A 12,029-nucleotide genomic window follows, 5' to 3' on the forward strand; every position below is an offset into this window, starting at 1 on the left:
TGAGCTACGCGAAGCCCAACACCCAACTGATGGATAACTCCGCCGTTGGGCTTCGCTGCGCTCAGCCCAACCTACCGCTCACCGAAAACCCCATCACCTGGCTCACACGCCCAATCGGCGCTCATCACGCCGGCGCGGATGTATTTGTGGATCGACGAATGCGGCCAATCCGCGGCGCGCCGGACATATCCGTGCTTCACCGGATTGATGTGGATGTAATCCATATGCCGCGTCAGGTCCTGTTCGCTGCGGATCTGGTGCTCCCAATACCGCCGTTGCCAGATCTGCCGTTCCCGCTTCCCATGTCGGGAGTCGGTCACCGGCTCATGCACGGGCAGGTACCGCGAAAAGGTTGCCTTGATCTGAGCCCAGCGCAGTGGGAAGTCGGAATCCCCTTCCGGCAGCACCCAGATGGCATGCAGATGCTCGGGTAGTACGACCATGGCGGGAATTTCGAAGGGGTGACGCTTCTTCACCCGGTGAAAGGCAAAGCGCAGCCAATCGACATGCTCCGTCAGCAATCGCTGCGAACGATCCGCCAGATTGACCGTGAAGAAGAACGTGCCGCCCGGCACGAACGCACGTCGATAGCGCATGGCCCCACCCGCCCTGGTACGAATGCCGAGCGGGCAGTCTAGAAAGCGGAGCTCAAGGGCGGTTCCGATATAGGGGACGAAAATGGCGCACGAGAACGTGGGATTGTTGGGCTTCGCTACGCTCAACCCAACCTACGAAAGCCCGGCCGACACTGTAGGTTGCGGCTGAGTGAAGCGAAGCCCAACACTCCTGCTCGCCAGCAACTCTGGATTAACGACTCAACGCAGCTGACTATCCTTGCTCCCCCGCCGGTTGTACCCGGTGAAGGCGGCGTTTTCCTTGTCGTGTTCGGTCTGGCAGGCAACGCACAACCGCACGCCGGGAATCGCCTTGCGCCGGGCTTCGGGAATGGGCGCATCGCATTCTTCGCAATGCGTCAGGCTCTCCCCCGTCGGCAATTGGCTGCGTGCGCGCTGGATGGCGTCTTCGATGGTGCTGTCGATCTGTTCCTGGACGGCGCCGTCGCCGGCCCAACCGCTGGCCATGCTGACCTCCCACGTTCTTGATGGGTCCTGACCGATTTATGGGGCCAGGGTCCGCCCTTTTGCAAGGGTGGGGGTCGGCAGGCGACAAGCGGAAGTCGTGGTGGGCCTATTCCTTGACGTCCATGAACTCCTCGGCCCAGACGATGTACTCCTCGGGCTGGGTGTACTTGTGGGTCAGTTCGGTGGCGCTGAGTTCGGAACCGGTGGCGACCTGGCGCTGATCGCGCAGGCAGTCGTAGGTGGCCTTGATGGCGGCGAAGTAGGCGGCATGGCCGTTGACCACGATGCGCACGCCAAGGCGGGCCAGGCGTTCGTTGTCGCGCAGCTTGGGGTTGCCGTAGGTGACCAGCATCAGGGGAATCTGCAGGTTCTCGGCAATCTGTTCCAAGTGCTCGAAGTCGGCCACTCCGACCATGCAGATGCCATCGGCGCCGGCAGCCTGATAGGCCTTGGTGCGGCGTATCACTTCGTCCACGTCGAGCACGCCGGCGTTGGTCCGGGCGATGATGGCGAGGTCCGGATCGACACGCGCTTCCAGGGCCGCGCGGATCTTGCCGACGCCCTCTTCCACCGGGATCAGGTCGGTGGACTTGCGGCCGAACTGGGCCGGCAGCAGGGTGTCTTCGATGGTCAGCGCGGCGATGCCGGCACGCTCCAGCTCGACCACCGTGCGCATCACGTTGAGGGCGTTGCCATAGCCATGGTCGGCGTCGGCGATCACCGGCAGGCGACTGACGCGGCCGATGCGGGTGGCCTGCTCGACGAATTCGCTCAGGGTGATCAGCGCGAAGTCGGGTGCAGCCAGCACCTGCAGGGAGGCCACCGAACCGCCGAGGATGCCGACTTCGAAGCCGAGATCGGCGGCGATGCGGGCGGACATGGGGTCGAACACCGAAGCGGTGTGGAAGCAGGAATCCGAATCCAGCAACGCACGGAAAGCCGTGCGCAACTCGTGATGAGAAGCTCTACGCATAAGGGCACCCAAGATCAGAGGGGGTCAGGATGAAGCCGGTTCCACAACTCTGGAGCCGGCGCCCCCGTTTTTCCATTGTCAGACTGCGCCCATTCTAACGGATCAGTCTTTCAGTCCGCTTAACACCCCTGCGCCTTGTCCTGCCCTTCGTCGGCCGCCACACTGGCGCCCCGCTTTACCGAGACCTCCACGTGCTGGCATTCACCGCCTACCTGGGCCTGTTCCTCTCCGCATTCGGCGCCGCCACTCTGCTGCCACTCCAGTCGGAAGCGCTGCTGGTCGGCCTGCTGTTATCCGAGGCCTATCCGGCCTGGGCGCTGGTGGCAGTGGCGACCTGCGGCAACGTGCTGGGCTCCCTGGTGAACTGGCTGCTGGGACGTTACCTGGAGCATTTCCGTGAGCGCCGCTGGTTCCCGGTGAAGCAGGCGCAGCTGGAAAAAGCCCAGGCCTTCTACCACCGCTATGGACGCTGGTCGCTGCTGCTGGCCTGGGTGCCGGTGATCGGCGACCCGCTGACCCTGGTGGCGGGCGTGATGCGGGAATCCTTCTGGGTGTTCCTGATGCTGGTGACCCTGGCCAAGGCCGGGCGATACCTGGTGCTCGCCGCCCTGACCCTGGGCTGGAGCGGGCTCTTGTAGGTTGGCGCTGAGCTAAGCGAAGCCCAACAATGGCGCCCGGAATGTTGGGCTTCGCTTAGCTCAGCGGAACGCCGCCCGGCCCAACCTACGAACTGACCTGGAGCGGGTTTTCGTAGGGCGGATCACGCTTCACCGATCCACCATCGGAAGCGAATCGCCCTCGCGGGTGGATATGAAAAACGATATCCCCCTACACCAGGGAACTCCCGCATTGTGTTTCGGAATACTGCCCCGCGCGCCGACCGCGGATTCAGCGCCTACGCTTTCCGGGTCGCTGCCTGGAGGCCAATACCATGAGAAAGCTCTCCCTGCTGATCGCGTTCTTCTCCCTGGTGCTGGGCGCCACTGCCGCCCTGGCCCACCACGGCTGGAGCTCCTACGACGCGGACAAGACGCTGTCCATCGAGGCGCCGCTGAAGGAGGTGGCCTACCGCAACCCCCATGCCCACGTGACCATCGACTATGAAGGCCGTGAATGGCATGTGGTGCTGGCGCCCATCAACCGCATGAAGGCACGCGGGCTGCCGGAGGCCGATCTGACCAGCGGCAAGACGGTGACCATAGTCGGCTACCCGCGCAAGGACGGTACGGCGGAGATCCGCGCCGAGCGCATCATCGTCGACGGGCGCACGATCGAGCTGCGCTGAGACGTGGCGATGGACGCGCTGCTGCCCTGGGCCGAGCGCCTGGAGGCATCGAGCTTTGGCGCCCTGATGCGCAACTCAGAGGTGCTTTATCCGGCGGCCAACCTGCTGCATCTGGCGGGCCTGGTGATGCTGCTGGGCTCGATGCTGCTGCTCGACCTGCGCCTGCTCGGCGCCGCCCGGGACGTGCCGCTGCTCGAGGCATCGCGGCGTCTCACGCCGATCGGCGTCGCCGGGCTGCTGCTGCAACTGGGCACCGGCTTCTGCCTGTTCGCCGCCGATGCCGGGCCGCTCCTGGGCAACTGGCTGCTGCAGCTCAAGCTCCTGCTGGTGGGGCTGGGCATCGCCAATGCGCTGCTGTTCCGCGCATGCTGGTCGAAGCACCTGACCGACTGGGATGTGCGGCCTCCCCTTGCCGGAAGGTTGCAGGTGGCATTGTCGATCCTGATCTGGTGCGGGGTGATGTCGGCCGGCCGGCTGCTGGCCTACATCTAGCCGCCGCGACGAAGTGCGCTGCGGGACGGCAGCAATCCTCGTCCCGCTCGCGTAAACTGCGCGGCCGTTTTTTCCCGGAACACCCGCAGCATGAACAACGTCCTCCCCGCCCGCGCCCTGGGCATCGACTTCGGTACCTCCAATTCCACCGTCGGCTGGTGGCGCCCGGATGTGGAGCCGCTGATCGCCCTGGAGGACGAGAAGATCACCCTGCCCTCGGTGGTGTTCTTCAACACCGAGGAGCGCCGTCCGGCCTATGGCCGACAGGCCCTGCACGAATACCTGGAAGGCTACGAAGGCCGCCTGATGCGCTCGCTGAAGAGCCTGCTGGGCTCTCCCCTGTTGAAAAGCGAGACCACGGTGCTGGGCAGCGCCCTGCCCTTCAAGGACCTGCTGGGGCTGTTCATCGGCGAGTTGAAGAAGCGCGCCGAGGCCGCGGCCGGCCGGGAGTTCGAGCAGGTGGTACTGGGTCGTCCGGTGTACTTCGTGGATGAAGACCCCGAGGCCGACCAGGAGGCGCAGAACACCCTGGTGGCGGTGGCGCAGAGGCTCGGTTTCAAGGAAGTTTCCTTCCAGTACGAACCCATTGCCGCGGCCTTCGACTACGAGCGCGGCATCGAGCGCGAGGAGCTGGTGCTGATCGTCGACATCGGCGGCGGTACCTCGGACTTCTCCCTGGTGCGCCTGTCGCCCCAGCGCCGCGAAGTGGCCGAGCGCCAGGACGACATCCTCGCCACCGGCGGCGTACACATCGGCGGGACCGATTTCGACAAGCAGCTCTCGCTGGCCGGCGTGATGCCGCTGTTCGGTTACGGCAGCCGGATGAAAAGCGACGCGCTGATGCCCACCAGCTACCACCTGAACCTGGCCACCTGGCACACCATCAACGCCGTCTATGCACAGAAGTCGCAGCTGGCGCTGAAGAACATGCGCTACGACATAGTCGACGGCACCGGCATCGATCGCCTGTTCAGCCTGATCGAGCAGCGCGCCGGCCACTGGCTGGCGATGCAGGTGGAGGAGAGCAAGATCGAGCTGACCCAGGCCGACAGGCGCCGCATCGACCTGGCACGCGTCGAGCCGGGCCTGGCCGTGGAGCTGACCCGCCCGCTGTTCGAGGAAGCCATCGACGCGCTCCTGGTGCGCATCCGCGCCAGCGTCGACGCCCTGCTGGCGCAGGCTGGCGTCAGCGCCGGGGAGGTCGACACCCTGTTCTTCACAGGTGGCTCCAGCGGCATCCCGGCATTGCGCCAGAGCGTCGCCGCCATGCTGCCCAATGCCCGCCAGGTGGAAGGCAACCTGTTCGGCAGCATCGGCAGCGGTCTGGCCATCGAGGCGAGGAAACGCTACGGCTGACCGCTCATCGGTAAAAAGGCCCGCTCCGAACGGTCGGGCAGGCCTGGCGGACTAGGCTGAAACCCATCGCGGGGCAATCCCGCGCCAGATTGGGAAGGTCCGCCATGAGCAAGCAAGCGTTGATCCTGACCTGCGCCCTGGCCTCGCTGGTCGGGTGCGCCGGCAAGATGGAAAACCCCACCGACTACTACACCTACCGTGACCAGCCGCTGGTCAAGCAGGTCGAGGACGGCATGACCGAGCAACAGGTGAAAACCATCGGCGGTCCGCCATCCTCCTCCATTCGCCGAGCCGTGAACCCCGGCATCTGCAACAACTACATCCTCAACCAGGACGGCCACCAGCAGGCCTACCACGTCAGCTTCGATGGCAGCGGCCGGGTGGAGGAGCAGGGTTTCATGACCTGCGCGCAGCGCGAGACTGCCGAACGCGAGAAAGCCGGTAGCAAGAAAGTCGATCGCGGCGGCGGCTACTGAGCAGTCGCATTTCGCAGAAAAGCTCGAGCGGATCGACAACCATCACTTCGCCACCTCTGACAGCTTTAAGCCGCGCCAGCCGTGGCTTTCGACCCTTGCTCCAGGCAATTCGCCAGCTGCTGGCGCAATGCCGTCCATCGCCTGCTCGATCTTCGGCCGTTCTCAGGCGAACTCTCCCCACTTTCCGATGTTCCAAGCGCAGTGTTTCAATTGCGTTAACCCACGAGGACCCCATGATGTACAAGCAAGCGCTTGTCATGGCTTGTGCCCTGGCATCGATGGCGGGCTGCGCCAGCAAGATCGAAAACCCCACGGATTATTTCACCTTCCGCGATCAACCCCTTGTGAAGGATGTCGAGCCCGGCATGAGCCGCCAGCAGGTGCTGATCATCGGCGGCCGCCCCTCTTCCATCACCCAGCGCAGCGTGCATCCAGGTTCCTGCAACAATTACATCCTCAACGAGGAAGGCCACCAGCAGCCCTATCACGTCAGCTTCGACAGCACCGGCCGCGTGCGCCACAAGGGCTTCATGACCTGCGGCCAGCGCGAACAGGTGGAGCGCGACCAGCTCTGAACCGCGCCTAGCGCTTGCGCATCTGCTCCAGCAGCGGCGCGCAGGCATTGCCTTCCTCGCCTCCGGCCGCAGGCGCCACCAGCGCCAGCAAGGCCGCAGCCGGCGCCACCGCCACACCCAGCGCCACCATCCCCGCCCCACGCACCATCAACGGCACAGCCTGCACCCCTGCCTGGGGATTCTTGAAAGTCCCGCGCACATACAGGGGCGAACGCAGCGAGAAAACTCGCATGCCCTTGGACTCCGGATTGACGCGCAGGTCCAGCCGTTCGTTGCGGAAGTCGGCGCTGCCGTCAATCTGCACCAGGGCGTTCTCGGTATCGAAGACGAATAGCCGCGGGGTCATCAGGCCGTCCTTCATGCCCAGGTCCGCCGCCGCGCAATTGATCTTCACTTCCTCGTCGCCGAACAACCGGCCCACCAGGTAATTGCCCACGTTGAGCCCGGCGATTTCCATCAGGTTACGGCTGATGGTGCCGTCGTTGACCAGCATCTGCAGATTGCCGCTGGCCGTCCCCAGCAGCGCGGCCACCGAATTGCCGGTGCCGGCGAGGTCGGCCTTGCCGTTGAGCTCGCCCAGGCTGCTGCGCATGGCCTGGACATTGGGGAACAGCTCCTTGAGCTTGAAGTGGTTGGCCTGCAGCCGCGCCTTGCCGGTCAGGGGCGCGCGGCGGCCGTCGAGGCGGATGGTGGCGTCCAGGCTGCCGCCGGCAACGCCGAAGCGCAGGGGCTCCAGACTCAGTTGGCCATCGTTGAGCAGTACATGGGTGAAGAGATTGCTGAAGGGCAGTTTCTCGCCGTGCTGGATGCGCTTGCCGGTGAAGGTCACGTCGGCGTCCATCACCCGCCAGCGCTCGGTGCGGAACTGTTCCACCGGCAGAACCTTGTCCGCCGGTTGCCGGCTGGCGACGCCACGGGCCTGCTGCGCGGCCTTGGAATCGGCTCCGATCAGCGGCGCAAGGTCGGCAAAACGCAGCTGCTCCGATGTCAGGTTGCCGGATAGGCTGGGGCGCGGTTGGCGGGCGACGTAGGTGAGGTCGCCATGGATATCGCTACCGCCGATGCGGCCATTGAAGCCCTGGTAGCGGAACTCCGCTCCGCCGGGCTCCTGCAACTTCGCCAGCAGCCGGCCATCGGTGGCATAGGCCGGGGTTTCCGGAAGGGTCACGCCGATCAGCGGATAGAGTTGAGCCAGGCTCTTGCCGGATAGCTGCAGGCGCAGGTCGAGGGCGCCCAGCTGCCGGGGGTCGGTCAGGGTGCCCATCAGGACGATGCGGGTATCGCCGGCCTTGATCTCGGCCTGCAGCGGGAAGGGCAAGTCGGCATTCTGCAGCGCCAGTAACCCGCCCACCTTGCCGCTGCCGTTCAGCGATTGGCCCTGGTAGCTGCCCTTGGCCTGCCAGGCGAAGGCGTAATCCTGGGCATTGACCGTCGCCGGCCTGGCACCTTTGGCAGGCAGCAGCTCGCTGAAGGGAATGGGTTTGCCCAGGGGGTCGACCAGGACGTCGAGGCGGGTGCGGGTCAGGGCGTCGTCCACCTGGACGCGGCCCTTGTCGAAGCCGATGGTGCCGATGTCGAAGGTCCAGCCCGAGGCCTTTTCCGCCTCGCCTTCCGCCTTGGCCGGCAGCTCGAATGTCCAGTTGTTGCGGCCATCGGCCAGGCGCTTGACGCTGGCCTGGGGGCCACCCAGTTCGATGCGCGGAATGCTCAATTGCTGCCAGAGCAGCGGCAGGGGCGCGACACGGAACTCCACCCGCTGCAGGCTGACGAAATCCCCGCCCTTGGCCCATTCAGGGTTGCCCAGGTGCAGCTCTTCGGCAACGAAATGAGGCCAGGGCACCAGCGCCCGCCAACCGCCCTCCCCGACTTCCCGCTGCCAGATCACCCGCAGGTCGCCCTCGATGGCGAAAGGGCGACCCAACTCAGCGGATACCCGCTCGTTCAGCGCGGGCTTGATGCGGTTCCAGTCGAAGGTGGCGACCAGTACCAACCAGGCTGCCAGCAGCAGCGCCAGCGCCAGTACCGTCCTGGCCAGGATGCGAAGACCTAGCGTCATGCACTTCTCCCCTTTTCCCACCGCAGCCTCAGGCAGCGCGGTGTGATGTCCATTCCCTATCGACCCGAAAAAGCGCCGGGATACTCAGACTCGTCGCAGGGCAACGCGCGGACAGGGCCGCGAAAGAGCCGGCAATATAGCGTCAAGGCCTTGATTATAAAGGCGCTATAGCAACATCAACGGCGTCGATGTTTGCTATCGCGAGTGATCACTTTTTAATCAGCCCCCTATCCGTAAGATTGGCTCCGTACCCAGTTTCCAGCCCCTTCGAGGAGCCCAGATCATGAAAACCCAAGCCTTCGCCGCCCTGTTCATCGCCACCCTGAGCACCAGCGTCTTCGCCCTGCCGTCCGATCCCCAGCCGGTGCTGGGCGAGTCCAAGCAAGGTACCTACATCCAGGTCGTCGACCCGGTCGCCGCTGAAGGCAGCTTCATGGTCCTGGACCGCGTCGCTGAAGGTGGTTCCGACCGCACCGGTGCCAACCGCATCGCTGAAAGCGGTTCCGACCGCACTGGCGCCAACCGCGTCGCCGAAGGCGGTTCTGACCGCACCGGTGCCAACCGCGTCGCCGAAGGCGGCTCCGACCGCACCGGCGCCAACCGTATCGCCGAAGGTGGTTCCGACCGCACTGGTGCCAACCGCATCGCCGAAGGCGGCTCCGACCGCACCGGTGCCAACCGCATCGCTGAAAGCGGCTCCGACCGCACCGGTGCCAACCGCATCGCTGAAAGCGGCTCCGATCGCACCAATGCTTTCCGCGTCGCCGAAGGTGGCTCCGACCGTCTGCTGCAAGCCCAGCGCATGAGCTGATCGACGCGCGCTCTACCCCTTCAAAGCCCGGCGGATGCCGGGCTTTTTGTTTGTGGGGGCAAATTCATTCGCGAAGGGCCGCAAAGCGGCCCGGTAGGGTGGTTAACGCTTTTCCTATCCACCACCGATGCCAGGCTTGGGCGCCCATGGTGGACCGATGAAGCGTGCTCCACCCGCCCGCCCCGACAGCTTTCGCGATCGAATTACAGCCAACACCTGCCCACCGAAACCGGTTCGACGCCCGCAAAGGCCATTTGCTAGAGTGCGCCGCACTTTCGCCACTGGCCGCGTCCATGACCCAACGCTCGGAACAAAAGCAGCACACCCGCCAGGCCTTGATGGACGCCGCGCGCCTTCTGATGGACAGCGGCCGCGGCTTCGGCAGCCTGAGCCTGCGGGAAGTGACGCGCAACGCCGGCATAGTGCCTACCGGTTTTTACCGCCATTTCCAGGACATGGACCAGCTTGGCCTGGCCCTGGTGGAGGAAGTGGGCGAGACCTTCCGCGCCACCATTCGCATGGTGCGACGCAACGAACTCGAACTGGGCGGCATCATCGAAGCCTCGGTGCGCATCTTCCTCGACGCCGTGGCCGCCAACCGTGGCCAGTTCCTCTTCCTCGCCCGCGAGCAGTACGGTGGCTCGCAGCCGGTGCGCCAGGCTATCGGCGCGCTGCGCCTGCGTATCACCGCCGATCTGGCCGCCGACCTCAAGCTGGTCAAGCGCATGCCGCAACTGGAAGACGACGGCCTGGACCTGGTGGCCGACCTGGTGGTCAAGACGGTGTTCGCCACCCTGCCCGAGCTGATCGACCCGCCAGCGGACAACCTGCCGCCGCACCTGCGCCCTGCCGCCAAGATCACCCAGCAGCTGCGCTTCATCATGATCGGCGGCAAGCATTGGCTCGGGCCGGGCAAGCCGCAAAGCTGACCGAAGCGCCAGCAACGGCGCACCCGCCTGGTGCGCTGCGCACTATCTCGGACCACACTCGCGCCCCACAGGCAGGCAGGCACCCGCGCCACGGCGCATGAACAGGCATCTGCCCATCTTGGCAAGGGCCTTGCTCTGGACCCGGCATTGCACACTGCCGGATTCCCCCGATGCTGGTCATTCACGAACGAATAGAAACCCGATCGAACTGGGACGAAGAGCTGCTGCTGACCTATGAGGCACGCAGCAAGAGCCGCCTGCGCTGCTTCACGGTAAAGGGCGAGGACGTCGGCCTGTTCCTCGAACGGGGCCAGCCGCCCCTGCGCGATGGCGACTGCCTGCGCGCCCAGGATGGCCGCGTGGTGCGCGTCAGCGCCCGCGCGGAGGCGCTGCTCCACGTCACCTGCGCCAGCGCCTTCGAACTCACCCGTGCCACCTACCACCTGGGCAACCGCCACGTCGCCCTGCAGATCGGCGACGGCTGGCTGCGACTGCTGGACGACTACGTGCTCAAGGCCATGCTGGAACAGCTCGGCGCCACGGTGGCGCAGGTCGAAGCCGGCTTCCAGCCCGAGCATGGCGCCTACGGCGGCGGCCACCACCATTCCCACCAGCTCGAGGCGGATTTCAATTACGCACCGCGCCTGCACCAGTTCGGTGTGCGCAAGTGAACACTGCGTGGCAGCTACTCAGGCTCGCCAGTCCCCAGCTCCCCATCGGCGGCTACAGCTACTCCCAAGGGCTGGAGCTGGCGGTGGACACTGGCCTGGTGCATGACCCGGACAGCGCCGCGCGCTGGATCGAGGACCAGCTGCTGCTGAACCTCGCGCGCTTCGAGGCGCCGCTGCTGCTGGCCCATTGCGAAGCCGCCGCAGAGGGCGACTGGGCCGAACTCAAGACCCTGGCCGGGCGCCACCGCGCCAGCCGCGAGACACGAGAGCTGCACCTGGAAAGCCGGCAAATGGGCTATTCCCTGCAGCAACTGCTGAACGACCTGCCCGAACAGGACGAGGCCGGCCGCGCCTTGCTCGAGGAACTCGAGCAACCCGGCCTCGCCGTGGCCTGGGCCCTGGCCGCCCGCGCCTGGTCCATCACCCCGCAGGACGCCCTGGCTGCCTGGCTCTGGGGCTGGCTGGAAAACCAGCTCGCCGTACTGATGAAAACCCTGCCGCTGGGCCAGCAGGCCGCCCAGCGCCTGACCTCGGCCCTGCTACCGCGTCTGGAGCAGGCCCAGCGCGAGGCCACTGAAATCCCCCCGGCCCGCTGGGGCAGCGCCGCCTTCGGCCTGGCCCTGGCGAGCATGGCGCACGAGCGCCAATACAGCCGTCTGTTCCGTTCCTAGGAGATGCACAGCATATGAACAGCCAACCCCTGCGCGTAGGCATCGGCGGCCCTGTCGGCTCCGGCAAGACAGCCTTGACCCTAGCCCTCTGCCGCGCTCTGCGCGACCGCTACAACCTGGCGGTGGTGACCAACGACATCTACACCCAGGAAGATGCCCAGTTCCTGGTGCGCAACGAGGCCCTGGCGCCCGAGCGCATCATCGGCGTCGAGACTGGCGGCTGCCCGCACACCGCCATCCGCGAGGACGCCTCGATCAACCTGGAAGCCGTGGACCAGCTCAACCGCCGCTTCCCCGCCCTGGACCTGATCCTGGTCGAGTCCGGTGGCGACAACCTGTCTGCCACCTTCAGCCCGGAACTCTCCGACCTGACCATCTACGTGATCGACGTTTCCGCCGGCGACAAGCTGCCGCGCAAGGGCGGCCCCGGCATCTGCAAGTCGGACCTGCTGGTGATCAACAAGGTGGATCTGGCGCCCATGGTCGGCGCCTCGCTGGAAGTGATGGAGCGTGACGCCCGCAAGATGCGCGGCGAGCGGCCCTTCGTGTTCAGCAACCAGAAGGTCGGCCAGGGCCTCGACGAGATCATTGCCTTCATCGAGAAGCAGGGCTTGCTGACCGCCGCCTGACCACTTCGCCTGACAGGATTCGC

At 65.6% G+C, this 12,029-nt stretch carries 15 protein-coding genes; 11 read left to right on the top strand and 4 right to left on the bottom strand.

The features are described from left to right. Positions 1-71 precede the first annotated feature (71 nt). From E8F12_RS25040 to E8F12_RS25050, 3 genes are all read right to left on the bottom strand, one after another. Positions 72-596 (bottom strand): transposase, encoded by a 525-nt coding sequence (locus E8F12_RS25040; protein WP_280327912.1) that lies wholly within the window; start codon positions 594-596, stop codon positions 72-74. A 219-nt stretch (positions 597-815) separates the two neighbouring features. Beyond that, a complete protein-coding gene (locus tag E8F12_RS25045; protein ID WP_280327913.1) occupies positions 816-1,082 on the bottom strand; it encodes a DksA/TraR family C4-type zinc finger protein in 267 nt (88 codons plus the stop codon). A gap of 106 nt (positions 1,083-1,188) precedes the next feature. After that, positions 1,189-2,055, bottom strand: a complete 867-nt coding sequence (locus E8F12_RS25050) for an oxaloacetate decarboxylase (protein ID WP_280292549.1) — start codon at positions 2,053-2,055, stop codon at positions 1,189-1,191. A 191-nt stretch (positions 2,056-2,246) separates the two neighbouring features. Between E8F12_RS25050 and E8F12_RS25055 the strand changes: the two genes are divergently transcribed. The 6 genes from E8F12_RS25055 (at position 2,247) to osmE (E8F12_RS25080) (ending at position 6,239) form a co-directional block, all read left to right on the top strand. Further along, entirely contained in the window at positions 2,247-2,693 is a 447-nt protein-coding gene (locus E8F12_RS25055) for a YqaA family protein (RefSeq protein WP_280327914.1), read from the top strand. A 293-nt stretch (positions 2,694-2,986) separates the two neighbouring features. Then, entirely contained in the window at positions 2,987-3,340 is a 354-nt protein-coding gene (locus tag E8F12_RS25060; protein WP_280327915.1) for a DUF6152 family protein, read from the top strand. Positions 3,341-3,349: 9 nt separating this feature from the next. Further along, positions 3,350-3,832, top strand: a complete 483-nt coding sequence (locus E8F12_RS25065) for a hypothetical protein (protein WP_280327916.1) — start codon at positions 3,350-3,352, stop codon at positions 3,830-3,832. Between the two features lie 90 nt (positions 3,833-3,922). Further along, entirely contained in the window at positions 3,923-5,188 is a 1,266-nt protein-coding gene (locus E8F12_RS25070; RefSeq protein WP_280327917.1) for an Hsp70 family protein, read from the top strand. Between the two features lie 104 nt (positions 5,189-5,292). Beyond that, the gene (gene osmE, locus E8F12_RS25075; protein WP_280327918.1) at positions 5,293-5,664 is read left to right on the top strand and encodes an osmotically-inducible lipoprotein OsmE; all 372 of its coding nucleotides are present in this window, start codon (positions 5,293-5,295) and stop codon (positions 5,662-5,664) included. Positions 5,665-5,900: 236 nt separating this feature from the next. Beyond that, positions 5,901-6,239: an osmotically-inducible lipoprotein OsmE gene (gene osmE, locus E8F12_RS25080; RefSeq protein WP_280328096.1), complete on the top strand. Its 339-nt coding sequence runs from the start codon at positions 5,901-5,903 to the stop codon at positions 6,237-6,239. 7 nt (positions 6,240-6,246) lie between these two features. On the opposite strand, the gene E8F12_RS25085 is transcribed toward osmE (E8F12_RS25080), so the two are convergent. Then, positions 6,247-8,295 carry an AsmA family protein gene (locus tag E8F12_RS25085; protein WP_280327919.1) on the bottom strand — a complete coding sequence of 683 codons (2,049 nt, stop codon included), beginning with the start codon at positions 8,293-8,295 and terminating at the stop codon, positions 6,247-6,249. A gap of 283 nt (positions 8,296-8,578) precedes the next feature. Here E8F12_RS25085 and E8F12_RS25090 point away from each other — a divergent pair, with 283 nt between their 5' ends. The 5 genes from E8F12_RS25090 to ureG all read left to right on the top strand — a co-directional run bounded on the left by E8F12_RS25090 (position 8,579) and on the right by ureG (position 12,006). Then, positions 8,579-9,106: a phage infection protein gene (locus tag E8F12_RS25090; RefSeq protein WP_280327920.1), complete on the top strand. Its 528-nt coding sequence runs from the start codon at positions 8,579-8,581 to the stop codon at positions 9,104-9,106. 293 nt (positions 9,107-9,399) lie between these two features. Then, entirely contained in the window at positions 9,400-10,035 is a 636-nt protein-coding gene (locus tag E8F12_RS25095) for a TetR family transcriptional regulator (RefSeq protein ID WP_280327921.1), read from the top strand. A gap of 170 nt (positions 10,036-10,205) precedes the next feature. Beyond that, the gene (gene ureE, locus E8F12_RS25100) at positions 10,206-10,706 is read left to right on the top strand and encodes an urease accessory protein UreE (RefSeq protein ID WP_280327922.1); all 501 of its coding nucleotides are present in this window, start codon (positions 10,206-10,208) and stop codon (positions 10,704-10,706) included. Then, positions 10,703-11,377, top strand: a complete 675-nt coding sequence (locus E8F12_RS25105; protein WP_280327923.1) for an urease accessory UreF family protein — start codon at positions 10,703-10,705, stop codon at positions 11,375-11,377. Before ureE ends, E8F12_RS25105 begins: the two co-directional genes overlap by 4 nt. Positions 11,378-11,391: 14 nt before the next feature. Beyond that, entirely contained in the window at positions 11,392-12,006 is a 615-nt protein-coding gene (gene ureG / locus E8F12_RS25110) for an urease accessory protein UreG (protein WP_280327924.1), read from the top strand. Positions 12,007-12,029: the final 23 nt, after the last annotated feature.

The organism is Pseudomonas sp. BN102, from assembly GCF_029871245.1.
Taxonomy (GTDB): Bacteria; Pseudomonadota; Gammaproteobacteria; order Pseudomonadales; family Pseudomonadaceae; genus Metapseudomonas.

Bases quoted from the DNA above. Each gene is read 5' to 3' on its own strand.
- E8F12_RS25040 (WP_280327912.1), bottom strand. From the start codon at position 596: ATGCGCTATCGACGTGCGTTCGTGCCGGGCGGCACGTTCTTCTTCACG.
- E8F12_RS25045 (WP_280327913.1), bottom strand. From the start codon at position 1,082: ATGGCCAGCGGTTGGGCCGGCGACGGCGCCGTCCAGGAACAGATCGAC.
- E8F12_RS25050 (WP_280292549.1), bottom strand. From the start codon at position 2,055: ATGCGTAGAGCTTCTCATCACGAGTTGCGCACGGCTTTCCGTGCGTTG.
- E8F12_RS25060 (WP_280327915.1), top strand. From the start codon at position 2,987: ATGAGAAAGCTCTCCCTGCTGATCGCGTTCTTCTCCCTGGTGCTGGGC.
- E8F12_RS25065 (WP_280327916.1), top strand. From the start codon at position 3,350: ATGGACGCGCTGCTGCCCTGGGCCGAGCGCCTGGAGGCATCGAGCTTT.
- E8F12_RS25070 (WP_280327917.1), top strand. From the start codon at position 3,923: ATGAACAACGTCCTCCCCGCCCGCGCCCTGGGCATCGACTTCGGTACC.
- osmE (WP_280327918.1), top strand. From the start codon at position 5,293: ATGAGCAAGCAAGCGTTGATCCTGACCTGCGCCCTGGCCTCGCTGGTC.
- osmE (WP_280328096.1), top strand. From the start codon at position 5,901: ATGTACAAGCAAGCGCTTGTCATGGCTTGTGCCCTGGCATCGATGGCG.
- E8F12_RS25085 (WP_280327919.1), bottom strand. From the start codon at position 8,295: ATGACGCTAGGTCTTCGCATCCTGGCCAGGACGGTACTGGCGCTGGCG.
- E8F12_RS25090 (WP_280327920.1), top strand. From the start codon at position 8,579: ATGAAAACCCAAGCCTTCGCCGCCCTGTTCATCGCCACCCTGAGCACC.
- E8F12_RS25095 (WP_280327921.1), top strand. From the start codon at position 9,400: ATGACCCAACGCTCGGAACAAAAGCAGCACACCCGCCAGGCCTTGATG.
- ureE (WP_280327922.1), top strand. From the start codon at position 10,206: ATGCTGGTCATTCACGAACGAATAGAAACCCGATCGAACTGGGACGAA.
- ureG (WP_280327924.1), top strand. From the start codon at position 11,392: ATGAACAGCCAACCCCTGCGCGTAGGCATCGGCGGCCCTGTCGGCTCC.